The following is a 25,595-nucleotide window of genomic DNA, read 5'->3' as shown; positions in this document are numbered from 1 at the left end:
ATGACCGTCTGCTCGGCATTCTCGCCGCCATCCTGCGTCCCGACGCGTATCAGCACGTCGTTCGGGGCCCCGAACTGCTGCACCTGCACTTCACCGATGTTGAGTTCCGTCAATCTGCCTCTGATGTCGGCAAGATCGGCGTTGCCGGTCTTGGCCTGCACCTCGATCATCGATCCGCCCTTGAAGTCGATGCCGTAGTTGATGTCGACGGTCATGAACAGCACCACAGACAGCACCGACAGGATGCTCGACAGCGCAAACGTCCAGCGGCGAATGCCCATGAAGGGGATCTTGGTGCCTGGCGGGATGAAGGTCACCGGCGCCTTCGGCAACTCCTTCGGGCGCGCCCGGCGCAACCAGATCGAGACCAGCAAACGGGTGAAGGTGAAGGCGGTGAAGACGGTGGTCAGGATGCCGATGGCGTAGGTGATGGCAAAGCCCTTCACCGGCCCGGTGCCGAGATAGAACAGCACCACCGTGGCGATGAGCGAGGTGACGTTGGAATCGACGATGGTCGCCAGAGCCTTCGAGAAACCGGTGTCGATCGCCTGGATCACGGAGCGCCCGTTTCGTCGCTCCTCGCGGATACGTTCGTAGATCAGCACGTTGGAATCGACCGCCATGCCGATGGTCAGCACGATACCGGCGATACCCGGCAAGGTCAGCGTTGCGCCAAGCAGCGACAACAGCCCGACGATCATCGCCACGTGCACCGCCAGTGCGATGTTGGCGAGGAAGCCGAGGAAGCCGTAGGCAACGAACATGAAGGCCACGACGAGGATCGAGCCGATGATGCCGGCGACCTTGCCGGCATGGATGGAATCCTGGCCGAGCCCTGGACCAACGGTCCGCTCTTCGATCACTGTCAGTGTCGCCGGCAACGCGCCGGCGCGCAGCAGCACGGCAAGATCGTTGGCGCTCTGGGCAGTGAAATTACCCGAAATCTGGCCGGTGCCGCCGAGGATCGGCTCGCGGATCTGCGGCGCGGAAATCACCTGATTGTCGAGGATGATGGCAAACAGCTTGCCGACATTCTGCGCCGTGGCCTGGCCGAAGCGCGCCGCACCTTTCGAATCGAAGCGGAACGAAACCACCGGCTCGTTGTTCTGCGAATTGTATGTCGCCTGGGCATCGACGAGATTTTCGCCCGAAACGATGACGCGGTTTTCGATCAGGTAGGGAACCGGCGGATCGTCCTGCGAATACAGCACCGAAGAGCCGGCAGGCGGGCGGCCATTGAGCGCGTCCTGCACCGGCATCGACTGGTCGACCATCTGGAACGTCAGCTTGGCGGTCTGCCCGAGGATTTCCTTCAGCCTTTGCGGGTCCTGAAGGCCCGGCACCTGGACAAGGATACGGTCGTCGCCCTGCCGCTGCACAATCGGCTCGGTCGTGCCAAGTTCGTTGACGCGGCGCTCGACCACTTCGATCGACTGCGTCAAGGCGGTCGACGTGCGGTATTTGATGCCGGCATCGGTGACGTTGAACTTGAGCAGGCCGGGCTCGGAATCGTCGAGCGTCATTTCCTGGATGGAGCCGCCGGTGAACAGGCCGGCAGCGACGGGATCGGTTAGCGACTTCAGCGCTTTCTTGGCGGCATCGAGCTGGGCGGGATCGGTGATGCGGACCTGCAAGGTCCGACCCGTGCCGGCAAGCCCGGTATAGCCGATCTTGGCGTCACGCAGCAGCGTTCGAATTTCGTCGCGCGTCGTTTCCAGCCGGTCCTTGATCAGGTCGTTCTGATTCATCTCCAGCAGGATGTGCGAGCCGCCCTGCAGATCGAGCCCGAGCGTCATCTGGCGCTTCGGCACCCAGCTGGGAAGTTGCGCCAGAGTGCTGGCGGAGAACAGATTGGGCGCGGCGAGGATCACTGTGATGGCCACGGCCACCCAGATCAGGATCATCTTGAAGCGCGAAAAATAAAGCATATGGCGTCGTCCGTCAGAGCGTATCCGCGGATCGCTCCGCCTGAAATTCGGTTATTTCTTGGCGTTCTGGTTCGCCACAGGCTCGCCCTTGACGCGCACATCGGCGATCGTCGAACGCAGCGCGGTCACCTTGGTGCCACCGCCGAGGTCGATTTCGAGTTCGTTGTCGTCGATCACCTTGGTCACCTTGCCGACGAAGCCGCCGCCAGTGACGACCGTGTCGCCGCGACGAACCGCGGCCAGCATCTCACCGCGCTTCTTCAGCTGCGTGCGCTGCGGCCGGATGATCAGAAAATACATGATCACGAAAATCAGGACAAACGGCAAAATGCTGATGAACATGTCGGGAGAGGCCCCAACGCCTTGGGCGTATGCCGGTGTCACGAACATCGAGGTACTCCTGAATTTTGAAAACAGCCGCCACCCGTCCTTGTGGAGTTTGGCGGCCCCTTGAAATTTGGCCGGAATATAGTCGGTAAAGTTGCCAATGCAACTGCGTGGCCCGCCAAATCGGCTGCTTTTCCGGCCTGTTGAGCCGTGTTAGAGCATGATCGCGAACAGCACGAGCCGGTTTTCGGAAAAGATCACGCTCGAACAAAAGGTTGCAACCGGTTTCGAACCCGACGGAATCGGCACGCTCCCCACTTCAAAACGCGATAAACAAAAGACCGACATGACCGACAGCAGCATTGACGCCCTCAACAAGAAGCTCGACAGCCTGATCGAGGCGGTTAGCCGCCTCGCCCCGCCGCCGGTGCCTGAAACGGACATCGGCGAGGCCGACTGCTTCGTCTGGCAGGCCGATCCCGGCTATCTGGAGCCGGTGCACAGGGTTAACCGCGTCGACATCGGCCTGATCCGTGGCGTCGACCGCGTCCGCGATATTCTTGTCGACAACACCGAACGCTTCGCTGCCGGCTACGCAGCCAACAACGTGTTGTTGTGGGGCGCGCGCGGCATGGGCAAATCGTCGCTGGTCAAGGCCGTGCATGCGGAGATCAACGCCAGGGCCAAGTCCGACCTGCCGCTGAAGCTGATCGAAATCCACCGCGAGGACATCGACACGCTGCCGAAGCTGATGGGACTGCTGAAGTCAGCCCCCTTCCGCTTCATCCTGTTTTGCGACGACCTCTCCTTCGACCACGACGATACCTCCTACAAGTCGCTGAAGGCAGCGCTTGAAGGCGGCGTCGAGGGCCGCCCGGCCAACGTCATCTTCTACGCCACCTCGAACCGCCGTCATCTCTTGCCGCGCGACATGATCGACAATGAGCGCTCGACCGCCATCAACCCGTCCGAAGCGGTCGAGGAGAAGGTCTCGCTCTCAGACCGGTTCGGCCTATGGCTCGGCTTCCACAAATGTTCGCAGGACGAATATCTCGACATGATCGACGGCTATGTCCGCCATCACGATCTTTCTGTCGATCCCGAGAAGTTGCGCGCCGAAGCGCTGGAATGGGCGACGACGCGTGGCAGCCGCTCCGGCCGTGTCGCCTGGCAGTTCACCCAGGACCTGGCAGGACGGCTCGGCAAGCCGCTCAAGGATTAGGGTCGGAGAAAAGCCACTGAAAAAGCCCGCTCCTTGCGGGGCGGGCTGAGCCGGCGGGCCGGACTGGAGGTCAGACGGCCCGCAAAATCGCGTTCTTGTTCTATTCGAGACAGCCCGACTATTCGAGATAGCCAGAGGGGTCGACCGGGGCGGAGTTCTTGCGCACTTCGAAGTGCAGCTTCGGCGAGTCCGTCGTGCCGCTCATGCCCGACAGCGCGATTTCCTGGCCGCGCTTGACCTTCTGGCCGCGCTGCACCTCGATCGAGCTGGCATGGCCGTAGACGGTGACCAGGCCGTTCTCGTGGCGCACCAGCACCGTGTTGCCGAATTCCTTGAGGCCATCGCCGGCATAGATGACGACGCCGTTCTCGGCCGCCTTGACCGGCGTTCCCGTCGGCACGGCGATGTCGACACCGTCCTTGCCGGAGCCGAAACCGGAGATCACGCGGCCGCGCACCGGCCAGCGCATCTTGCCGATGCCGGTTGCATCCGGTGCAACCGCGTCGTCGTCTTCGGCCTGCTGGATGACCTTCGAATCTTTCTTCGGCGGCGTGTAGGACGCCAGCGTTTCCGACGGCGTCGTCTTTGCCGCGGGCTGCGTGGTCGCCGTTGTCACCGGATCGATCTTCGCCGGCTTGGCACTGGCGACGGTCGCGGTTCCGCCGGCCGGCACCTTCAAGGTCTGGCCGATCTTGAGCAAGCCGTCCTTCATGCCGTTGGCCTGCTTCAGCGCTACGGTGCCGACACCGGTCTTCCTGGCAATCGAAGAAAGCGTGTCGCCCGACTGGACCGTGTAGGTGCCGGCAGCGCCGGTCGCCTTGGCCGCGGCCATCTGCGGCTTGGGCTCCTTGGGCTGGCTTGCGGCGGTCGAAGTATCGACCTGAGCGGCGGACTTGCCCTCCTTAAGCTTGGGCTGCTGCGGCAGGACGGCGACCTTGTCCGGCGCAGTGGCCGGCAGGTCGTGCTTGCCGTTTTTCACCGGCTTGGCGTCGGCGACTTTCGCTTCCGATTTGCTGGAGTAGGCATAGGCGGGAATGACCAGCTTCTGGCCGGTCTTCAGCCCCTTGGTCGGGCTCAACCCGTTGACCTTCATGATCACGTCGGCCGGCACCTTGTAGTGCTGCGCCAGGCCGGAAATCGTTTCGCCATCCCTGACGACGATCTCGGTTGCATGCGGCGTTCCGGCCGCGGCCACGCGTGGCGCGTCGGGCTGCGCAACCTTGAACGGCGATGCCGCCGGAGCGACGGTGCCGGTCGTGGTCCGGTCGACATGCGGCGCCGGAGCCAATGCAGTGCGTACCGGCTTTGCGGCAGGCGCGAGTGCCGGAGCCGGCTGTGCCTGCGCAACGGGCGGAGGCAGCGGCCGCGTCGAGACCGGTTCGAGACTGGAGCGGCTGACCGACTGCGTATGGCTGCCGTCGACCGGAGCGGCCTCGACATCGCCCGGATAGGCCTGCACGGCGTCCTGCTTGTTGATGATGGCGCGCTGATTGTTGGTCGACGAGGTAAAGACGTCATCGACGCTGTTGAAGCGCGAAGCCTGGGAGCTGCACCCTGCCGCAGCGCCTGCGACCATGAGTACGGCACAACCACGCATCAGGTTGCGTCCGTTTGTCTTCAAAACACTGAGTTGCATCGCACTAACCCGCACATACCCGGTACAAACTAGGCATGATTAAAGCGCGTTAATGTTACTCGTCGGTTAACCCCATAGAATCCGATGCGAATTTTCTTAAAATATTTGAGATCGCTTGCAGAGTGCCGAAGCTATGCTCAGGCCGGGCTGGCTAAGTCGACTCGCCGTAACCGGATGCAGCGGTTTGCGGCCTCACAATTCGCAGGCCGGCACCGCATAAAAGATTACTCTAGATGACGGCGGCGACGCTGCGCAGGATCGGCTGCAGGCGCACGAGACCGATGTCTTCGCGTTCGAACCGGCTGCCGACCTTGGTCAGCTTGGCCAGCACCTGTTCGCCCTCTTCCGGTCCGATCGGGGCGATGACGATGCCGCCGCTCGACAATTGGTCGAGCAGGAAGCGCGGCAGGCTGTCGAAGGCAGCCCAGGCGACGATGCGATCGAACGGCCCTTCGTTCGGCAGGCCGCCGGAACCGTCCGCCTGGCGCACGATGACATTGCCGATGCCGAGCGCCTCGAAGCGCTGCCTGGCCTGCTCGACAAGCGTCTTGTAGCGGTCGGTGGTGACGACCCGCGCCGCCAGCCGCGACATCACCGCCGCCGTGTAGCCGGAGCCGGTGCCGATCTCGAGAACGCGGTTGCCCTGCTCGATGGCAAGGGCTGAAATCACCGCCGCCTGCAGGTCGGCACCTTCGATCGCCTCGCCGCATTCGATCGGCAGCATGCGGTCCGACCAGGCGATCGGATGGTACTGTGCGCCAAGGAAACCGCGCCGCGGCGTCGCCTCGAAGGCAGCGATCAGCGCCTTCGGCACCGTCCCCCTGCCGCGCAAACGCAGCAGAAAGGCAGCAAAACCTTCGCGGTCGTCGGTTGGGAGGCCCTGGGTCATGCAAGCGCCTTGCTCAGTTGGTCTCGGATTTCATGCGCGGTGAGGTCGAGCTGCAATGGCGTCACCGACACCAGCCTGTTGCGCAAGGCATGGAGATCGGTGCCTCGCTTGCCTTCGACCGGCTCGCGGCCGAAACGCAGCCAGTAGTAAGGCAGGCCGCGCCCGTCGCGGCGCTCGTCGACCCACAGGCTGTGCACGAGCTYGCCTTGCGAGGTCACCACCGTACCGGCGACTTCTTCAGGAAGGCAGTTCGGAAAATTGACGTTGAGCAGCACGCCGTCCGGCAGCGGCGTCGCCACCAGTTTCTGCAGCAGTGCCGGCGCCAGCGCTTCGGTCGTCTCGTAGGGAACGACCCGATCCTCGCCGACATAGCTGTAGCCCTGGCTGAGCGCGATCGAGCGGATGCCGAGCAGCGCGCCCTCCATGGCGCCGGCGACGGTTCCCGAATAGGTGACGTCGTCGGCGATGTTGGCGCCGGAATTGATGCCGGACAGGATCAGGTCGGGGGCGCCGGGCAGGATCTTCTTGACGCCCATGATGACGCAATCCGTCGGCGTGCCGCGCACGGCAAAATGCTTCTCGCCGATCTTGCGCAGCCGCAGCGGCTCCGAGATCGACAGCGAGTGCGCATAGCCGGATTGGTCCTGCTCCGGCGCCACCACCCAGACATCGTCGGACAGCGTGCGCGCAACCCGTTCGAGCGAGGCCAGGCCCTCGGCGTGAATGCCGTCGTCATTGGTCAGCAGTATGCGCATTATTTCGATTCGATCTTTTCCCGGCCGCCCATGTAAGGCCGCAGCGCTTCAGGAATGGTTACGCTGCCATCCTCATTCTGGTAGTTTTCGATGACGGCTATGAGCGCGCGGCCGACCGCGGTGCCCGAACCGTTGAGCGTATGGACGAAGCGGTTGCCCTTGCCGTCCTTATCCTTGTAGCGGGCGTCCATGCGGCGCGCCTGGAAATCGCCGCACACCGAGCAGGACGAGATCTCGCGATAGGCGTTCTGGCCGGGCAGCCAGACTTCGATGTCGTAGGTCTTTCGCGCGCCAAAGCCCATGTCGCCGGTGCACAGCGTCATGGTGCGGAACGGCAGCCCGAGCCGCTTCAGCACTTCCTCGGCGCATTGCGTCATCCGTTCGTGCTCGGCGAGCGACGATTCCTGGTCCGTGATCGACACCAGCTCTACCTTGTAAAACTGGTGCTGGCGCAGCATGCCGCGCGTGTCGCGCCCGGCCGAGCCTGCTTCCGACCGGAAGCACGGCGTCAGTGCGGTATAGCGCAGCGGCAGTTTTTCATGCGCTGTGATTTCTTCGCGCACGAGATTGGTGAGAGGCACTTCGGCTGTGGGGATCAGGCCAAGCCTGCCCTCACCGTGCGCCGTGAAGAACAGATCCTCCTCGAATTTCGGCAACTGGTTGGTGCCGAAAAGAACGTCGTCCTTGACCATCAATGGCGGGATGACTTCCTCATAGCCATGTTCGTTGGTGTGCAGGTCGAGCATGAACTGGCCGAGCGCCCGTTCCATTCGCGCCAGCCCGCTCTTCAGCACTGTGAAGCGCGAACCTGAAAGCTTCGCCGCGCGCTCGAAATCCATCATGCCGAGCGCTTCGCCGATCTCGAAATGCTCCTTCACCCAATTCGGACGCGTCGGCAGCTTGCCGACGATATGCTTGACGACATTGTCGTGCTCGTCCTTGCCGACCGGCACATCGTCGAACGGCACGTTGGGCAGCACCGCCAGCGCATCGTTCAGCGTCTTGTCGAGCTCGCGTTCTCGCGCCTCGCCATTCTGGATAAAGGTCTTGATCTCGCCGACTTCGGCTTTCAGCCTTTCGGCAAGCGCCGCATCGCCCGAGCGCATGGCGTTGCCGATCTCCTTCGAGGCGGCGTTGCGGCGCTCCTGCTTGGTCTGCAACTCGGTGACGTGTTCGCGCCGCGCCTCGTCCGAGGCGATCAGCCCGTCGACCGTGGACTGCGCCTCGCCGGCCGACCACGAGCGCTTCACCAGCGCCTCGACAAGGGCCTTCGGGTTGTCGCGAATCCATTTGATGTCAAGCATGGTTTGAACGCTCCTGGGTAGCATGTCGCCCAAAAGTGCGCAGCGGTTGACATGCTTCAAACAAAACTGAAACGCATCGCCACGATGGCGATGCGTTTCAGCCAGAGGGCGTAAACCGCATCGTTGATCGATGCAAGATCAGGCGTGATCAAGCCAGGGCTTCGAGCTCGCTTTAGCGCGCTTTACCGGGGATGGCGCGAGAGCCGGAAATAAAAAACCCGCCTTGCGGCGGGTCGTTGGCGCAAATCAGCACCATACCCCAATCTATAGCATAATTGCCGTCACAAGGCAATCGATGCCAAGCCCGCCGCCCCCCCGGCGGGGGCAGCCCTATGGCCTATGTGGAAGACGCGTCCGCCGGCTTTTCGGCCACCTCTTCGGCCGCGTCCTGCTTCTCGCGGGCCACACGCTGCTTTTCCTGATCGCGTTCGATCAGCCGCGCAGCCCAGATGGAGACCTCGTAGAGCAGGATCGTCGGAATGGCCAAGCCGATCTGGCTCATCGGGTCGGGCGGCGTCAGCACGGCCGCGACGACGAAGGCAATGACGATCGCCCATTTGCGCTTTTCGGCCAGCGCCTTCGACGACAGCATGCCGACGCGCGTCATCAAGCTGGTCACCACCGGCAGCTGGAACACCAGGCCGAAGGAGAAGATCAGCGTCATGATCAGGCTGAGATATTCCGACACTTTCGGCAGCAGTGAGATCTGCACCTGATCGTCGGTGCCGGCCTGCTGCATGGCGAGGAAGAACCACATCACCATCGGCGTGAAGAAGAAATAAACCAGCGATGCGCCCATCAGGAACAGGACCGGCGATGCGATCAGGAACGGCAGGAAGGCGTTGCGTTCGTTCTTGTAGAGGCCGGGCGCGATGAACTTGTAGATCTGCGTGGCGATCAGCGGAAAGGCGATGACCATGCCGCCGAACATGGCGAGCTTGACCTGGGTGAAGAAGAATTCCTGCGGCGCGGTGTAGATCAGCTCGACCTTGTGCGGATCGAGCCCGGCCCACTTCGTCGCCCATTTGAACGGGACGACCAGAAGGTTGAAAAGCCTCTTGGCGAAGAAGAAGCAGACCAGGAAGGCGACGAAGAAGCCGCCGAGCGACCAGATCAGCCGCCGGCGCAGCTCGATCAGATGCTCCATCAGCGGCGCCGACGATTTCTCGATCTCGTCTCTTTCCTTGTCYGAAACGCTCACTTGGCGGCTCCAGCCGTCTTCTTGGCCGCCGGCTTCTTCGCCGCGGCAGGCTTCGGTTCAGCTTTCGTCCCAGTCTTGGTAACGATTGTCTTGGTAGCGATTTGCTTGGTAACGATCGGCTTGGTCGCGACCGTCTTGGCCGCAGTGGGCTTCGCAGCCTTTTCAGGCTTTACCGCCGCCTTGGACACAGGTGCGGCCTTGGCGGTCGCCGCCTTTGCCGGCGCGGAAGCCATCGTGCCATTTGCCGACGCCTTGGCAGGCGCTTTAGCCGGCGCTTTTGCCGGAACAGCCTTGGCCACTTTCTTCACCGCCGACGCCTTCGCCGCGACAACCGGTTCGGCTGGCACTGACACCGTCACCACCGATTCATCGGTCATTGCCGGGAAAATCGGCGCTGCTGGTGCGGCTTCCGGCCCGCTGACGCCAGGCATGGTCGTCGCGCCGTTCTTCAACGGCTCGGCCGCCTGCGGCGTCGAAGCGGCTGGCGCTGTCGGATCGTCTGCCGGCTTGGGTTTCATCACCGCGTCGACGCCGGAGCGCACATCGGCCGCCGCCTGCTCGAACGGATTGAGCTGCTTCCTGATCTCGGACATCGGGCTGAGGCCCCTGAGCTCGTCGACCGACTTCTTGACGTCGTCGAGCTCGGCTTCCTTCAGCGCCTCGTTGAACTGCTTCTGGAAGTCGGCCGCCATGGCACGCAGCTTGGCCGTCGTGCGGCCGAAGGTGCGCAGCATATTGGGCAAATCCTTGGGCCCGACGACCACGATCATGACGATCGCGATGACCAGCATTTCGGTCCAGCCGACTTCAAACATGGCACTCTGTTCCGACTAGAACCTTTTGGCTCAGCTCTTGCTGGCTTTTTCCTTCGCGGCCGAAACGGTCTCGTCGGCGCGGTGTTCGACGGTGCGCTTGTCTTCGGCAACGTCGTCGTCCGCCATGCCCTTCTTGAAGCTCTTGATGCCCTTGGCCATGTCACCCATCAGCTCAGGGATCTTGCCGCGGCCGAACACCAGCAGCACGATCACGAGCACGATCATCCAGTGCCAAATCGAAAATGAACCCATAGCAAATCTCTCTCGAATGTTTTCCCTGGCGATGATCTATGCGTTTTCGCGTTGGGATTCAAACACAACTGCGACAGAGTTTATGAAAGGGTGGCGGATGTCACGCATTTTCGGCGTGATGGCCCGCTACGAATCCGCGCATCCTCGACAGATTGGCCGCGATTGCCAGTCAATCTTCCGTGACGCGCGGCGTCAGCAGGCCGAGTTCCTCGAGGTCGATGTCGGTCAGCGCATCCTCGTCGTCGGCCAGCGCATCGGGATCGGCCGGCGGCTGTGGAATGGAGAAATTCGACGGCATGCGGCCCGAAAGCAGCCCTGCCCCTTTCAGTTCCTCCATGCCGGGAAGGTCGCGGATTTCCTCCAGCGCGAAATGGTCGAGGAAGGTCTCGGTCGTGCCATAGGTGACAGGGCGTCCCGGCGTTTTGCGTCGGCCGCGCATGCGCACCCATTCCGTTTCCAGCAGCGTGTCGAGCGTACCTTTCGAGGTTTCGACACCCCTGATGTCCTCGATCTCGGCGCGCGTCACCGGCTGGTGGTAGGCGATGATCGCCAGCACTTCGAGCGCGGCGCGCGACAGCTTGCGCTGCTGCACCGTGTCGCGGCTCATCAGGAAGGCCAGGTCACCGGCGGTGCGGAACGCCCAGGCGTCGCCGACGCGCACCAGATTGACGCCGCGCCGCGCATAGATTCGCTGCAGGTCGGCCATCGCCAGGGCGATGTTGATGCCATCTGGAAGGCGCGCCGCCAGCTGCTTTTCGCTGACAGGTTCAGTGCTGGCGAACACGATCGCCTCGGCCATGCGCACGGCTTCCGCCATATAGAGGCGCTCGGCCGGGTTCTGGACCTGCTCGGCTGGTTCCTGGGGAAACAACTCCCCTTCCGTTTCGTCATCGACCTTGAACGGGATAACCGAAGCGTTGGCGCGCTCGCTCATGATGCCACCTCGACTGCCTTGATTGCCTGTGCGCGGCCGCGCAGGTAGATCGGCGCGAACACGTCGTCCTGCCGCATGTCCATCTTGCCCTCGCGCACCAGTTCCAGCGTGGCCGCGAACGAGCTGGCGATCGCCGTGCGCCGCTCCTCGGGGCTGGTCATGTATTCGATCAGAAAACTCTCCAGCGCCGTCCAGTCGCGCACCGCGCCGACCAGCCGGGTCAGGATGTCGCGCGCGTCCTTGAGCGACCAGACACCGCGCCTGGCGATCGTCACATTGTTAATCGCCTGCTTCTGCCGCTGCTGGGCGTAGGCGGTCAGGAGATCGTAGAGCGAGGCCGAATAGGCGTTGCGCTTTTCGACGATGACCATTTCCGGCATGCCGCGCGCGAACACGTCGCGGCCGAGTCGGTTGCGGTTGACCAGACGCGCCGAGGCGTCGCGCATCGCCTCCAGCCGCTTCAGCCGGAACTGCAGCACCGCCGCCAGTTCCTCGCCGCTTTCGCCCTCGTCGCCAGGCTGCTTGGGGATGAGCAGCTTCGACTTGAGGAAGGCCAGCCACGCCGCCATCACCAGATAGTCGGCGGCAAGCTCGAGCCTGAGCGCCCTCGCGGTCTCGACAAAGGTCAGATATTGCTCGACCAGCGCCAGGATCGAGATCCGCGCCAGATCGACCTTCTGGGTGCGGGCAAGATGCAGCAGCAGATCGAGAGGACCTTCGAAGCCGGCCACGTCGACGACCAGCGACGGATCGCCGGTGACGCGGGAATCGTCGTTCTCGGCCCACAGACGGTCCATCGGTGCGGCCTTCGCGGCCTTGCTTTCCAATGTTTCCGCCACTTTCTCTCGCTTCCTTTGTCAGGCCACCGCATCGAAATAGGTGGCGAATTCTGCGCGTATCTCGGTTTCTTCAGCCGCGTCGTGTTTCCTAATATAGGTCAGCGCCCGTTTTGCGCGCTCCAGTGACTTGCCCTCAAGCCCCGTGGTGCGCGACGCGATGCCGGCCATTTCCTCGAAAACACCGTTGCAGTGAAGGACCAGATCGCAGCCCGCCGCAAGGATCGAGGCCGCCTTTGTCGGGAAATCCCCAGAAAGTGCCTTCATCGAGGTGTCGTCGCTCATCAGCAGTCCGTCGAAGCCGATTTCACGACGGATGATCTCGTCGATGACCTTACCGGATGTCGTCGCCGGGTTCTTCGGGTCGATGGCGCTGTAGACGACATGCGCCGTCATCGCCATGGGCAGATGGTTGAGCTCCCGGAACGGGGCGAAATCATGCCGTTGCAGATCGCTGAGCGACGCATTCACCGTCGGCAATTCGAAATGCGTGTCGGCAAGGGCGCGCCCATGGCCGGGAATATGCTTCATCACAGGCAGCACGCCGCCCGACATCAGCCCTTCTGCGGCAGCACGGCCGAGTTCGATCACCGGTCGCGGCTCCTTGCCATAGGCACGCGCGCCGATGACGTCGCTGGCGCCTTCGATCGGCACGTCGAGCACCGGCAGGCAATCCGCCGTGATGCCGTAGCGCAGCAGGTCGAACGCATGCAGCCGCGCCATCAGCCAGGCCGCGCGGGCGCCGGCATCGTGATCGTCGCGCCACAGCGCGCCGAGTGCGCCACCGGCAGGATAATTCGGCGCCAGTGGCGGCCGCAGGCGTTGCACCCGGCCGCCTTCCTGGTCGATGAACACCAGCGCGTCCGGACGCCCGATACAGTCGCGCATCTCGGCGACCAGATCGCGGATCTGCTCGGTCTCGCCGATGTTGCGCGCAAACAGGATGAAGGCCCACGGGCATTCGTTGCGATAGAAATTGATTTCTTCGCGAGTAAGCGATTTCCCGGCACAGCCGAGGATCATGGATTTTGATTCGGTCATGACGGGAGTTTAGGGCTTCGCGCGATCAAAGGGAATCGTCCCCCGCCGCATGCGCTTGAAGACAGATCTCATCCACATGAAAAAGCCGGCGCGGTCTGAGACCGCGCCGGCTTTGATTGGTTGACTTCAGTTGCTAGCGCGAGACGAAGCAATTGCCGCCGGCAGCCTTGTAGCTGGTGCACAGGTTGATCGCGTCGTTGCGCGACTTCGCCGGAACGCGCACACGGTAGAACGTGCCCTTGCCGGCAATCTCCGCCTTGACGATGTTGGCGGTGCGGCCGGAAAGCACGCTGCCGTAGCGGCGCTGCAGATCCTGGTAGCTGGACTGGGCGCTTTCGACCGTCGGCTGCGAAGCGATCTGCATCGACCACGAACCACCGCCGGTCGCGGTTGATCCCGGATCGATGGATGCAACCTGGTCGGGCTTGACCTCGCCGACGACATCAACCGGCTGGTCGGACGGGCGCTGCGGCGCGACCGGAACCTTGGCAGGTGTGTTTGCCGATTGGGCCTTGGCCTCGGCCTTGGGCGCCGCCGCCGGTTTCGCTGCCGGCTTGAGGGCCGGCTCGTCGTCTGCCTGGGCGGTGGCGGGCGTCACGGTGCCAGTTTGGTCCGCATCGGCCTGGGACGACGGGGTAACTTGCTGCGGCGCCGGGTCGGCCGGCTCAGCGGCTGCCACTTGCGGTGCCGCGGGCGCCGGATCATCACGCGGCACCAGCGAACCGTCTGACTTGACCACCATGGTCCTCACCTTGCGCGGCGCAACCGCGACGACATCGGCGTTGGTGCCCTTGTCGGCCTCCTGCAGCACCTGCGCGATGCGATCTTCGGATTTCGGTGCCGGCGCCGCGTTATCGGCCGGCGCCGCGCTGGCGGCCGGCGCGGCATTGGCGACCGGCGCGGCGTTGCCGTCATCCGCTCCAGTTGCCGCGGCGTTCTGGTCGGCGGAAAGATCGATCGCGCGGGCGGGATCCTTGGCCTGCACATCCACCGGCTCTTCGACGTTGGTGACCAGTTTATCCTGGACAGGCTCGGCGGGCTTGGTCCCCTTGACCACCGCGTCGTAAACCTTGTTGTCCTGGTTCGGCACCACTGTGCCGCCCGGATTTTCCGGCTTGACCTTGATCGGCGCGTTGTCGGCCTTGACGATCACCGGTGCATCGCTGCCGCCCTTGCCGCCGAAAGACAGCGCAAAGGCGCCGAGGCCGCCAGCAACCGCCACCGCGCCGACAACAGCTGCAACGAACAGGCCACGTCGGCGCGAGGGCCTCGCGGCCTCCCGCTCGCCGAGACCCGGAACAGCCATAGCCTCATCCAGTTCGGGATCGTAGTCGAGTTCGTCGACGGTGAAATCGTCCGCCTGTGAAACCGGCTGGCTGCCGGGCAGATTGTTGAGGTCGAAGCCAGCGGCATCCGCATAGCCTGCCGACGCTGTCGCACGGGCAGGCATTTCGGCCGGCCTCGCGGCATACGTCCGCGCTTCCGGCTGGTAGGCCGGCTTGGCCCCGTCATAGCCCGGCTTGGCGCCGTCATAGGCCGACTTGGGTTCCTCATAGCCGGCATTGTGGGGTTCATCGCTATAAGCGGCACTGCTTGCGGGAGCAGGAGCGACCTCCACCGAATTCATCTCGGTGAGAAGGCTGGAGAATTCCGCGTCGAGATCGTCATAGGCAGGCGTCGCCGGCTTGTCTTCCTCGAAGTGCAGTTCCGGGATGTCGAGATCGTCCGCCAACGCCACGACACGCTCGGGCACGTCGATCGTCTCGACATCGGGCATGTCTTCGTAGTGCGAGGACTGTCGCGGTTGCGGCACGGATACAGGGGCTGCAGGGGCGACGGTCTCGACCGGCTCGCTCGAACGGTAGGATGGCACTGCGGCGACTGCCGGTGCCGCGGCCCAGGGTGTTATCGAAGCGGTCGGCTGAGCGCTAAATGCCGGCTGCTGCGGAACCGGCGTCACGCGGCTCCACGAACGGGTCGGCTCCGTCGGCTCGGAGCGTTCCGCCAGCCAATCATGAGGATCGTCCTGATCGTGCCGAGAAGCGGCTGCGTCGCGCGAATCCAGGCTGTTCGCCAAAGCCGCGTCGAACGCATCATCGTCGAAATCGACATCGCCGTGCGCGGTGACATGCGAGCGCTGATCCTGCTCCTGCAGGTCATCGAGCTGTAGAACGTCGAGATCCGAATCTGCGGCCTGGACAGCTTCAAGGCGGTGCTGCTCCTCAGGCGCGTGTCCGTCGATATCCCATTCGAGGTCGGCGAGATCGGCCGGCTCCTCAGTGGTCTCTGCAACTGCGGCGACGGGCGGTTGAGCGGCGACGACGACCGGCCGAGCCGCGACGGGCTCCCTGGCCGCCGGCACCGGGCGCGCGGTCATTGCACCCAGCAGTGCATTCAACTCGTCTTCCAGGCTTCGTTCGTCCGCGATCGGCGAATCCAACGGCTCGGCCGCAACGGCGGCTGGCGCCAGCGGCTGGACCGCAGCGGCGGCAACCACGGCGACCGGCTCTTCGTCCGTTTCGGCAAACGAGTCGTCCAGGTTCAGGTCGAACCCATCGTCCAGCGAGCCTTCTGGGTCGGAAATCTCGCCCTTCGCGTCCGCGGTATCGGCAAGCACATCATGCGCTTCCGGCTCCTGGAAGGCGACCGGCTCATCACGACTGTCGAAATCCATATCGACATCAGCCATGGCGTCGTCGAAATGACCGGCAAAATCCTCGCTCGATATTGCCTGGGCGTCACGCGCAGGCGCTTGCGCCGGCATGGCGTACTCGACAGGTTCCGAAGCCGCCGGTTCAGCAGCCGCATCGGACTGCTCCACTGCCCAACGGTTGTCGAGCACCAGCTCGTCTTCGAGCGAGATCGCATCGTCGAATTCAGGATCGGAGGCCGGCCCAACAGCAGCAGGCTCGACTGCAGCAGGCGCGTCGGCAATGGCCGCGGCGTACCGGACTTCGTCGGCTTCGTCGTCAATCCGGAAGTCATGATCGAGCGACGCGGCAAGCTCGTCCTCGATCGGCTGGTCGTCCTCGAAGGGCGAAACGTCTTCGAGGGAACTGGCGACGGCATTGTCGAGATCAGAATCGAAAGCCGGCTCTATGGCAGGCGCGGTTTCGGCAGCGTGAAAATCCGCATGGCTGGCGACATCCGCATGGCTGGCGACCGGTGCGTGGTCGTCGAGATCCGCCATGTCCAGATGGAAATCGTCGTCGAGCGACATCGCAAGATCGTCGGCCATCGCGCTGGCCTCGGCTGTCGACTCATGCGCCTCGGCGACTGGAGCGGCGTCGCTGTCGTCAGCGCCGAACTCGCCCATCAGTTCCTTCTCGAGATCGATTTCGAAATCGTCCTCTTGCGCCGGCTGACCGGCGACGGGCGCTTTCGGCTGGACGGGCGCTTGCGGCTTGACCGGCTGGCGCGGGTCGAATCCCATGATCCTGGTCAGTTCCGCGAACGGATCATCTTCAACGATGTCGTTGTTGTCGGCTACTCTCAGCTGGGTTCTGTCTGCCATTATTGTTCCCGAACTCGCACTCATTCGGACGCCATGGACGTCGCGTAGGGTTGGCCCTTACCAGCGCAATGTGGGCAAAAGGTGACAGGTTTTTTAGTCAAACCTAACGCATTTCGGTGGGCGCGGCGGCTCCGATCAACGTCAGGCCGGACGTCAGAACGTCCGAGACAGCCTGCACCAGCCCTAGTCTGGCATGCGTCAATTGTCGGTCGTTAACCTTAACAAAACGTAAGTCTGGATTTTCTGTGCCACGGTTCCAGTGTCCGTGGAAACTAGAAGCCAGATCATAAAGGTAAAATGCCAGCCTGTGGGGCTCCAGCGCAAGTGCCGCCGACTCGATCAAACGCGGATATTCTGCAAGCTTGCGGATCAGGCCGATCTCGCCCTCGTCGGTCAGCATAGTTACGGCGGACGCCAGGCTGTTGCGATCGAAATTGGCCTCGCCCAGTTGCTCGCTCGCCTGCCGGAACACCGAATGGCAGCGCGCCGAGGCGTACTGCACATAGAACACCGGATTGTCCTTGGACTGCTCGGTCACCTTGGCGAAGTCGAAATCGAGCGGCGCATCGTTCTTGCGGTAGAGCATCATGAAGCGGATCGCGTCGCGGCCGACCTCCTCCACCACTTCGCGCAGCGTCACGAAATCACCCGACCGCTTCGACATGCGCACAGGCTCGCCCTCGCGAAACAGCTTCACCAATTGGCAAAGCAGCACGGTAAGCTTCACCCTGTCGCCGGCAATCGCGCGCGCCAAGGCCTCCAGCCGCTTGACATAACCACCATGGTCGGCGCCGAGCACATAAATCAGGTCGACGAAGCCGCGGTCGATCTTGTCCTTGAGATAGGCGACGTCGGCGGCGAAATAGGTGAACGAGCCATCGGACTTGACCAGCGCCCGATCCATGTCGTCGCCGACGGCGGTCGAACGGAACAGCGTCTGCTCGCGATCCTCCCAATCGTCGGGCTTCTCGCCCTTGGGCGGCGGCAGCTTGCCCTTGTAGATGTGCCCCTTCAACGTCAGGTCGCTGATCGCCGAGCGGATCTTCTTGGCGTTGTCGGCGTGCAGTGTACGTTCGGAGAAGAACACGTCGTGATGCACGTTGAGCATAGCCAGATCCTCGCGGATCATCGCCATCATCGCATCGATGGTGCGGTCCTTGACGATGGCCAGCGCCTCGTCATCCGGCATCTCCAGCAACGAGCGGCCAAACTCCCTGGCCAGCGCCTCGCCGACAGGAACCAGGTAATCGCCGGGATAAAGTCCTGCCGGAATCTCGCCGACATCGTCGCCGAGCGCCTCGCGATAGCGCAGCATAGCCGAACGGCCGAGCACGTCGATCTGCGAGCCGGCATCGTTGATGACGTATTCCTTGGTCACGTCGTAGCCGGCGAAGGCCATCAGGTTGGCGAGCGCATCGCCAACCACCGCGCCCCGGCAATGGCCGACATGCATCGGGCCCGTCGGATTGGCCGAGACATATTCGACATTGGTTTTCCTGCCACCACCAACCGTCGAGCGGCCATAGTTGCGGCCTTCGCCAAGCAGCGTCGTCAGATGCGCCTGCCAGAAACCGTCCCGAAGCCTGAGATTGACGAAGCCGGGCCCCGCGACCTCGGCGGCGGCAACGTCCTTGTCCCCACGCAGCGCCTGCGCCAGTCTTTCGGCCAGCGCGCGCGGATTCTGGCCGGTCGGCTTGGCCAGCACCATCGCCGCATTGGTCGCCAGGTCGCCATGGCTGGCGTCGCGCGGCGGCTCGACGGCAATGCGCGACAGGTCCGGCGAAACGCCATCATTGTCTTTAAGATCAAGCGCTTCGACGGCTTTTATGATTCGCGCGGTGAAATCGGCGAAGATGTTCATTTGGACTGGCTCTGGCGGCTTTGTGGCGAATCCGGCTCGTTGGCCGGCAAAATCGAGCCCGCCCTAGCTCAAATCCGGGGTTCGGTCAAACAAACGCCGATGTTCCTTGAGCGCGTAGGTGTCGGTCATGCCGGCCAGGAAGTCGGCCACGCTGCGCGCCTTGATGCGATCGTCGGCCCGATCGAGCCCCTCTCGCCAGCCGTCAGGCATGGCGCGCGGGTCGGCGAAATAGACGTCGAACAGGTCCCTGACGATCTGCTCGGCGTCGGCGCGCACCCGCATCACCTCCGCGTGCCGGTAGAGGTGCTTGTAGAGGAAGGCCTTCAGTTCTTTCTCGAACGCAGCCATTTCGGTCGAAAAGGTCACCATCGTCTCCCCGGCTGCCCTCACCGCGTCCGCGCTCTGCGGCTTGATCCGGTCCAGATTGGCAGTGGTCGAAACAATGACATCTTCGACCATGGCGGTGATCTGGCGCCGCATCAGTTCGTGGCCGGTGCGCACGTCATCGAGCGCCGGATAGCGGGCGCGCACGCCCTTGAGGATCGTTCCTGGCAGCGAGACCGTCTCCAGCATGTCCAGCGTCAGCACCCCTGCTCGCAAACCATCGTCGATGTCATGCGTGTTGTAGGCGATATCGTCGGCGATCGCCGCGCATTGCGCCTCGATGCCGGCAAACCGGTCCAGCTCGAGATCGTGCAGCTCCGAATAATCGCGGATCGCCTGCGGCACCGGCCCTTTCAGGCCCTGGCCATTGCCATCGGTCAGCGGTCCATTGTGCTTGACCAGGCCTTCCAGCGTTTCCCAGGTCAAGTTGAGCCCGTCGAATTCGGCGTAGCGCGCCTCCAGCCTCGTCACGATGCGCAGCGATTGCGCGTTGTGGTCGAACCCGCCCCAGGCAACCATCTTCTCGTTCAGCGCGTCCTCGCCGGTGTGGCCGAAGGGCGTGTGGCCGAAATCATGCACCAGCGCGACGGCTTCGGCGAGATCCTCGTCGCCGCGCAGCGCCCGCGCCAGCGCCCGCGCGATCTGCGCCACTTCGATCGAATGGGTCAGACGTGTGCGATAGTGGTCGCCTTCATGCGCGATGAAGACCTGTGTCTTGTGTTTCAGCCGCCGGAACGCCGTCGAATGAATGATGCGGTCGCGATCGCGCTGGAACGGCGTGCGGGTCGGGCTTTCGACCTCATCGAAAAGCCGCCCGCGCGACTTTGCCGGATCGCAGGCATAGGCGGCGCGTGGCCGATAGCCGAATCCGATGTCGCCCAACTCGTTGGTCATGATCGATGCCGCAATTGATTGGTCTAGTTGACTTGGCCGCTCGCGCTTCATACCTATCATGTGAAACCGAAAGCAAGGTGACGCCCATGGGCGCGGATGCCAAGACTGCCATGAAAGTCGACATGACCGAGGCCGCCGCCAGGCGGATTGCCAAGATTGTCTCTGGCGAAGCTGGCAAGACGGCGCTGCGCGTTTCGGTCGAAGGCGGTGGTTGTTCCGGCTTTTCCTACAAGTTCGACCTGGTCGACACGCGCAACGACGACGACGTCGCCATCGAAAGGGATGGCGCCACGGTGCTGATCGATGATCTGTCGCTGGTCTATATGGGCGGCTCGGTGATCGACTTCGTCGACGACCTGATGGGCCAGTCGTTCCAGATCCGGAACCCGAACGCCGTCGCCTCCTGCGGCTGCGGCACGAGCTTTTCCATATAGAAATGTCCGCGATCGGTGCGGTCCGCCAGATCGCGCTGTCGGCCGGACGTGACCTCGACGTAACGCTGGCGTTCTGGCGCGAAGTGCTCGGTATGGCCGTGCATGCCCGCTTCGATCCGCCGGGCATTGCCTTCATCATGGCCGGCGATGTGCGCTTGCTGTTCACCGACGGCGTACCGGCGGGAACCGTCTATCTCGACATGTCGGGCCTCGACCATTTCCATGCCGAGGCAAAAGCCGCGGGCGTCCCCTTCACCGCGCCGCCGACGCTCGTCCATAACGACACCGAAGGCCAGTTCGGTCCGGCAGGGGAAAGCGAATGGATGGCCTTTCTAAAGGACCCGGCAGGCAATACGATCGGCCTGGTCGAACGCCATCCGCCGCAAGAACCCCACTGAACAGCATCGAGACCGTCATGAAAATCGTCACCTGGAACATCAACGGCGTGCGCGCCCGCATCGGCAACCTGACCCACTGGCTGACCGAGAGCGCGCCCGACATCGTCTGCCTGCAGGAGATCAAGACGCTCGACGACCAGTTCCCGCGCGCCGAGATCGAGGCGCTTGGCTACAATGTCGAGACCCACGGCCAGAAGGGCTTCAACGGTGTCGCCATCCTGTCGAAACTGCGCTTCGACGAGGTCAATCGTGGTCTGCCCGGCGACGATGCCGACGAGCAGGCGCGTTTCATCGAAGGCGTTTTCTCGACCGACAAGGGCGCGTTGCGCATCGCCTCGCTCTATCTGCCGAACGGCAATCCGATCGATGACGATAAGAAGTTCCCCTACAAACTATCCTGGATGGAGCGCCTGGAGCGCTGGGCACAGGAGCGGCTGAGGCTGGAAGAGGCCCTGGTTCTGGCCGGCGACTATAACGTCATTCCCGAGCCGATCGACGCCAGGTTTCCGGAGAACTGGCTGGGCGATGCGCTGTTCCAGCCGCAGACGCGGCAGGCTTTCCGACGGTTGCTCAATCTTGGTTTCACCGAGGCGGTCCGCGCGGTCACCGACAGGCCCGACACCTACACGTTCTGGGACTATCAGGCCGGCGCCTGGCAGAAGAACAACGGCATCCGCATCGACCATCTGCTGCTGTCGCCGGAAGCCGCCAACCGCTTTTCCGCGGCCTCGATCGAAAAGCATGTGCGCGCCTGGGAAAAGCCGTCCGACCACGTGCCGGTGGCGATCGACCTCGCGCTGCAGCCGGCCTGACGGAGACCCTGTCCAGCAGGCCCTGACGCCGGACACGCAGGCATTTGACCTCATATGGCCACATTCCGGCGCATGATGGGGGATCATCATGGCGGCCGGGGTTCCCATGAGCATTCGAATTGTTCTTTGTCCGATCGGCTTGGCATTTGCCATGGCCGCGGTCGTGCCGGCTTTCGCCGCCCCCGAATGTCTTGCCAATGGAAAATCGTATTCGGTTGGTCAGGTCGCCTGCCTGACGGTCGCCGACCAGAGCCATCTTGCCCGCTGCGACATGGTGCTCAACAACACGTCGTGGACCAAGGTCGGGGACAGCTGTCCTGAAAACACGATGGCGCCGCATCTCCATGTGACGCCGATCTCAACGCCGGCCCCCAGCATGGTGCCGACGGAACCGACCGAGAATTGATCAAAATCGAGCACCTCTGGTAAGGCCAGCGCAGGCCGCGAGACTACTGGTCCGCGCTGCCGCCCTTGGTGAGGATGTCATCGGCCAGCGAGATCGCGGTGCGGCGGTCGGCTTCGCCGGCGGTGGCAAATGCCTCTTCCTGCATGCCGCGGATCCACGGCTGGTCGGCCGGCGAAGCGCGTTCAAGCGCAGCCGTCATCATCGCCAGGCCGCGAACGATCTTGCCGCTCTGGAACAACAAATGGCCGAGCGTCGCCTGGGCGCCGGCATGGCCCTTCTCGGCGGCAAGCTGGAACCAGCGCCCGGCCTGCTTGACGCTGGCCTTCACCCCGCCCTCGCCCTTCAGGAACATCTGACCCATCTCGAACTGTGCGTTCGGATTGCGGTAGTTGGCGGCGGCGCGCATGTAATATTCCTGGGCCGCCACCTCGTTCTCGGTGACCGGGCTGCCGGGAATGCCCTTGCGCAGATAATCGCCAAGCGCCACCAGCGCGTCCGAGACATAGCTTTCCTCGGGCGAGCCGGGCTCGACATCCTGGTCGACGATCTCCGAGAAGAACTTGAACGCCTCATAGTCATCGCGCGCCACGCCGTCGCCCTCGGCATACATGCGGGCAAGCTTCCAGGTGGCGCCGATCTGGCCGTTCTCGGCGGCGTATTTATAGGCCTCGGCGGCCTGTTCCTTGTGGCCGTTCTTGTAGGCGGAAAAGCCGAATTGGAACACCGCCCATGGGCTGGATTGCGGCTTCACTCCGGTCTTGTCGTCGAACACCTTGTCGTCAAAGGCCATGGCCTGGCCCACGGCGCCAAAGGTCGCGCCAAACGTGGCGAACACGACCAGTGCCGAAAAGACAGACGACCTCAACAACTCAGATGTCCGCATAACAATGTGTTTCTTTCGCACCGCCCGGATGGGTGACCGCGCCATCGCGCGCCGACCCAACCGTCTGTGCATATTTCCATATCGCGCCCGACTGATAGTCGGTCGTGCGCGCCTTCCAGGTCTTTGCCCTCGCCGCCAGTTCGCTATCGGACAACGCCACGTCGATCGTGCCGTTCACCGCGTCGATCGAGATCACGTCGCCATCCCTGAGCAGCCCGATCGGGCCGCCCACCGCTGCCTCGGGCCCGACATGGCCGATGCAGAAACCGCGCGTCGCGCCCGAAAAGCGCCCGTCGGTGATCAGCGCCACCTTGCCGCCCATGCCCTGGCCGTAGAGGGCTGCCGTCGTCGACAGCATCTCGCGCATGCCTGGGCCGCCGCGCGGCCCCTCGTAACGGATGACGATCACCTCGCCTTCCCTGTAATCTCGCTTCGTCACCGCTTCGAAACATTCTTCTTCCGAATCGAAACAGCGCGCCGGGCCGGAGAACTTCAACTCCGACATGCCGGCGACCTTCACGATCGCGCCTTCGGGGGCGAGGTTTCCCTTCAACCCCACGACACCGCCGGTTTGGGTAATAGGTGTGTTGGCCGGGCGGACCACATCCTGATGTTCATTCCAGGCAACGTGCTCCATATTTTCGGCCAAAGTACGGCCAGTCACCGTCATGCAGTCGCCATGCAAATAGCCGTGGTCGAGCAGCGTCTTCATCAGGAGCGGAATGCCGCCGGCCTCGAACATGTCCTTGGCGACATATTTGCCGCCCGGCTTGAGGTCTGCGATGTAGGGCGTCTTCTCGAAGATTTTCGCCACGTCGAACAGATCGAACTTGATGCCGGCCTCGTGGGCGATCGCCGGCAGGTGAAGTGCGGCGTTGGTCGAGCCGCCGGTGGCCGAAACCACAGTCGCCGCATTTTCCAGCGCCTTCAACGTGACGATGTCGCGCGGCCGGATGTTTTTGGCGATCAGTTCCATGATCTTTTCGCCCGAGGCGAAATTGAAACGGTCGCGCATCTCGTAGGGCGCCGGCGCGCCGCAGGAATAGGGCAGCGCCAGGCCGATCGCCTCGGCAACGGTGGCCATGGTGTTGGCGGTGAACTGGGCGCCGCACGAGCCGGCCGACGGGCAGGCCGCCTGCTCGATTTCGAGCAGCTCGGTGTCACTGATCGTGCCGACCGAGTGCTGGCCAACCGCCTCGAACACGTCCTGCACGGTGATCTGGCGGCCGCGATAGCTGCCGGGCAGGATCGAGCCGCCATAGATGAAGATCGACGGCACGTTGAGACGCACCATGGCCATCATCATGCCGGGCAGCGACTTGTCGCAGCCGGCCAGCCCAACCAGCGCATCGTAGCAGTGGCCGCGCATGGTGAGTTCGACYGARTCGGCGATGACCTCGCGCGACACCAGCGACGACTTCATGCCCTGGTGGCCCATGGCGATGCCGTCGGTGACGGTGATGGTGCAGAATTCCCGCGGCGTGCCGTTGGCGGCAGCGACGCCCTTCTTGACCACTTGCGCCTGGCGCATCAGCGAAATGTTGCAGGGCGCTGCCTCGTTCCAGCAGGACGCGACGCCGACGAGCGGCTGCGCAATCTCGGCCGCCGACAACCCCATCGCATAGAGATAGGAACGGTGCGGTGCACGCGCCGGACCGACGGTCACATGGCGGCTCGGGAGCTTGGCCTTGGAAATAACTTTGGCGTCCATACTCTTCCTTGCCGCGGGCGGTGCGGCCTGCCCCATCGCCGAGCCTTTTGGCGCGTGTCCCGAGACAAGATCGAGGTGCGCCGGGTTTATGGCGGGAAATGGGCAATTTCCCTAGCCTGACTTTTAGCGCAGGGGTTGTTCAGAAAGTGTTGCCAAAACGTCACAATCGCACGAGGCGAAAGCGCTGCGGCTTATCTGCAACGCAGCGTGGATGCCAAGGCCCAAACGGCGCCGGCCCAAACAAAAAAAGCCGGGCAATGCCCGGCCTTTTTTCGTTTCACTTCAGATGGTTACCACTTGACCTTCAAGGAAGTGGAGATCGCCGAAACAAGATCATTGCCAAAGTCTGCGGTGTATTCGGTACCGTAGGTAACGCCGTCACTGCCGACGACCGAATGGATCGATCCGCTGGTAAGCACGCCCAGCGCGCCACCGAGACGAACTTCGATGTTCTGGGTCGGCGTGTAGGCCACGCCGCCGCTCACCGTCCAGGTGTCGGTCTGCGCGCTCAGGCCGGTCGTCGTACCACGATCCCAGGTGAGAACCGCCGCCCCGCTCCACTGATCGTTGAATTTATGGCCGATGCCGCCGGAAACCGTCCAACCGTCGCGATAGAGCAAATCAAGCGAGGTGGCGCGCACAGGGCTGGTCGTCGTGCAGGCAATGAGCCCCTGGGTCGAGGTCGGGCAGAACGGAATGCTCTGCAGATCGCTCCAATTCACCCATTTGATGGATCCAAAAGCCAACCAGCCGGGAGCGATGCCTGACTGAAGCTTGAGTTCAACAGAGTCCGGAACCTGCGAGGAACCATAGACGTCAGTAACGTTGCCGAGAAGCGGATTTGCGGGATTGATGAGCCCAGGCACCTGGGTCAAATCAAGCGTTCCACTCAAATTGTCGAGCTTGACCGACGAGTTGTAGACCAGGCTGGCGCGCAAGGCGATGTCTGGGATCTCATAGGCGACACCAGCACGCCATCCCCATCCATCTCCTTGGAGATCAAGGCGGCCAATGCCTGTGCCGAGAAAGGCGGGAATGGGCGCAACCAACTGTTCCTTGAAACCCGAAACATCCTCATGGAACACGCCGCCGATGAAGCGAAACTGACCTTTGCTGAGGTCCATTTTGTAAGAACAGGTCGCGCTAAAGGCTTTGCTC

At 63.1% G+C, this 25,595-nt stretch carries 23 protein-coding genes; 5 read left to right on the top strand and 18 right to left on the bottom strand.

What is annotated here, in order from left to right:
* Positions 1-1,928 (bottom strand): protein translocase subunit SecD (gene secD / locus ACXJ7R_RS03785; protein ID WP_457150650.1); only part of this gene is annotated, 1,928 nt, incomplete at its 3' end.
* A gap of 51 nt (positions 1,929-1,979) precedes the next feature.
* Entirely contained in the window at positions 1,980-2,318 is a 339-nt protein-coding gene (gene yajC / locus ACXJ7R_RS03780; RefSeq protein WP_008876289.1) for a preprotein translocase subunit YajC, read from the bottom strand.
* Between the two features lie 283 nt (positions 2,319-2,601).
* Between yajC and ACXJ7R_RS03775 the strand changes: the two genes are divergently transcribed.
* On the top strand, positions 2,602-3,477 hold the full coding sequence (locus tag ACXJ7R_RS03775) for an ATP-binding protein (protein ID WP_457150649.1): 876 nt from the start codon (positions 2,602-2,604) through the stop codon (positions 3,475-3,477).
* Positions 3,478-3,595: 118 nt separating this feature from the next.
* Here the strand turns inward: ACXJ7R_RS03775 and ACXJ7R_RS03770 are convergent, their stop codons facing one another.
* The 13 genes from ACXJ7R_RS03770 to ACXJ7R_RS03710 all read right to left on the bottom strand — a co-directional run bounded on the left by ACXJ7R_RS03770 (position 3,596) and on the right by ACXJ7R_RS03710 (position 19,793).
* Positions 3,596-5,113 carry a peptidoglycan DD-metalloendopeptidase family protein gene (locus ACXJ7R_RS03770; protein ID WP_457150648.1) on the bottom strand — a complete coding sequence of 506 codons (1,518 nt, stop codon included), beginning with the start codon at positions 5,111-5,113 and terminating at the stop codon, positions 3,596-3,598.
* Between the two features lie 229 nt (positions 5,114-5,342).
* Positions 5,343-6,002: a protein-L-isoaspartate(D-aspartate) O-methyltransferase gene (locus ACXJ7R_RS03765; protein WP_457150647.1), complete on the bottom strand. Its 660-nt coding sequence runs from the start codon at positions 6,000-6,002 to the stop codon at positions 5,343-5,345.
* Positions 5,999-6,757, bottom strand: coding sequence for a 5'/3'-nucleotidase SurE (gene surE, locus ACXJ7R_RS03760; RefSeq protein ID WP_457150646.1), 759 nt, complete (start codon positions 6,755-6,757; stop codon positions 5,999-6,001). Before surE ends, ACXJ7R_RS03765 begins: the two co-directional genes overlap by 4 nt.
* Positions 6,757-8,061 (bottom strand): serine--tRNA ligase, encoded by a 1,305-nt coding sequence (serS, locus tag ACXJ7R_RS03755; RefSeq protein ID WP_457150645.1) that lies wholly within the window; start codon positions 8,059-8,061, stop codon positions 6,757-6,759. Before serS ends, surE begins: the two co-directional genes overlap by 1 nt.
* A gap of 337 nt (positions 8,062-8,398) precedes the next feature.
* Positions 8,399-9,262, bottom strand: a complete 864-nt coding sequence (gene tatC / locus ACXJ7R_RS03750) for a twin-arginine translocase subunit TatC (RefSeq protein WP_095087699.1) — start codon at positions 9,260-9,262, stop codon at positions 8,399-8,401.
* Positions 9,259-10,077, bottom strand: coding sequence for a Sec-independent protein translocase protein TatB (gene tatB, locus ACXJ7R_RS03745; protein WP_457150644.1), 819 nt, complete (start codon positions 10,075-10,077; stop codon positions 9,259-9,261). The genes tatC and tatB overlap by 4 nt, the downstream gene beginning before the upstream one ends.
* Before the next feature lie 30 nt (positions 10,078-10,107).
* Positions 10,108-10,329, bottom strand: coding sequence for a twin-arginine translocase TatA/TatE family subunit (locus ACXJ7R_RS03740; protein WP_095087696.1), 222 nt, complete (start codon positions 10,327-10,329; stop codon positions 10,108-10,110).
* A 169-nt stretch (positions 10,330-10,498) separates the two neighbouring features.
* Positions 10,499-11,263, bottom strand: coding sequence for an SMC-Scp complex subunit ScpB (scpB, locus tag ACXJ7R_RS03735; protein WP_457150643.1), 765 nt, complete (start codon positions 11,261-11,263; stop codon positions 10,499-10,501).
* Entirely contained in the window at positions 11,260-12,060 is an 801-nt protein-coding gene (locus ACXJ7R_RS03730) for a segregation and condensation protein A (RefSeq protein ID WP_095088090.1), read from the bottom strand. Before ACXJ7R_RS03730 ends, scpB begins: the two co-directional genes overlap by 4 nt.
* 60 nt (positions 12,061-12,120) lie before the next feature.
* On the bottom strand, positions 12,121-13,140 hold the full coding sequence (gene nagZ, locus ACXJ7R_RS03725) for a beta-N-acetylhexosaminidase (RefSeq protein WP_184873745.1): 1,020 nt from the start codon (positions 13,138-13,140) through the stop codon (positions 12,121-12,123).
* A 133-nt stretch (positions 13,141-13,273) separates the two neighbouring features.
* Positions 13,274-16,654 (bottom strand): SPOR domain-containing protein, encoded by a 3,381-nt coding sequence (locus tag ACXJ7R_RS03720; RefSeq protein ID WP_457150642.1) that lies wholly within the window; start codon positions 16,652-16,654, stop codon positions 13,274-13,276.
* A 103-nt stretch (positions 16,655-16,757) separates the two neighbouring features.
* Entirely contained in the window at positions 16,758-18,515 is a 1,758-nt protein-coding gene (gene argS / locus ACXJ7R_RS03715) for an arginine--tRNA ligase (protein ID WP_457150641.1), read from the bottom strand.
* Positions 18,516-18,578: 63 nt separating this feature from the next.
* Positions 18,579-19,793, bottom strand: coding sequence for a deoxyguanosinetriphosphate triphosphohydrolase (locus ACXJ7R_RS03710; protein ID WP_457150640.1), 1,215 nt, complete (start codon positions 19,791-19,793; stop codon positions 18,579-18,581).
* 86 nt (positions 19,794-19,879) lie between these two features.
* Between ACXJ7R_RS03710 and erpA the strand changes: the two genes are divergently transcribed.
* From erpA to ACXJ7R_RS03690, 4 genes are all read left to right on the top strand, one after another.
* Positions 19,880-20,227 (top strand): iron-sulfur cluster insertion protein ErpA, encoded by a 348-nt coding sequence (gene erpA, locus ACXJ7R_RS03705; protein ID WP_457150639.1) that lies wholly within the window; start codon positions 19,880-19,882, stop codon positions 20,225-20,227.
* 2 nt (positions 20,228-20,229) lie between these two features.
* Positions 20,230-20,625: a VOC family protein gene (locus ACXJ7R_RS03700; protein ID WP_457150638.1), complete on the top strand. Its 396-nt coding sequence runs from the start codon at positions 20,230-20,232 to the stop codon at positions 20,623-20,625.
* 17 nt (positions 20,626-20,642) lie between these two features.
* Positions 20,643-21,437, top strand: a complete 795-nt coding sequence (gene xth, locus ACXJ7R_RS03695) for an exodeoxyribonuclease III (protein WP_457150637.1) — start codon at positions 20,643-20,645, stop codon at positions 21,435-21,437.
* 88 nt (positions 21,438-21,525) lie between these two features.
* Positions 21,526-21,843, top strand: coding sequence for a hypothetical protein (locus ACXJ7R_RS03690; RefSeq protein WP_457150636.1), 318 nt, complete (start codon positions 21,526-21,528; stop codon positions 21,841-21,843).
* A 43-nt stretch (positions 21,844-21,886) separates the two neighbouring features.
* Here ACXJ7R_RS03690 and ACXJ7R_RS03685 read toward each other — a convergent pair whose 3' ends face one another.
* The 3 genes from ACXJ7R_RS03685 to ACXJ7R_RS03675 all read right to left on the bottom strand — a co-directional run.
* On the bottom strand, positions 21,887-22,726 hold the full coding sequence (locus tag ACXJ7R_RS03685; protein ID WP_095087686.1) for a tetratricopeptide repeat protein: 840 nt from the start codon (positions 22,724-22,726) through the stop codon (positions 21,887-21,889).
* Complete coding sequence (gene ilvD / locus ACXJ7R_RS03680; RefSeq protein WP_457150635.1) at positions 22,713-24,437, bottom strand: dihydroxy-acid dehydratase; 1,725 nt, start codon at positions 24,435-24,437, stop codon at positions 22,713-22,715. Before ilvD ends, ACXJ7R_RS03685 begins: the two co-directional genes overlap by 14 nt.
* A 290-nt stretch (positions 24,438-24,727) precedes the next feature.
* A partial coding sequence (locus ACXJ7R_RS03675) for an outer membrane protein transport protein (protein ID WP_457150634.1) occupies positions 24,728-25,595 on the bottom strand: 868 nt, incomplete at its 5' end.

The organism is Mesorhizobium sp. P5_C1, from assembly GCF_054049815.1.
This window is presented reverse-complemented; position numbering and strand designations above follow the sequence as displayed.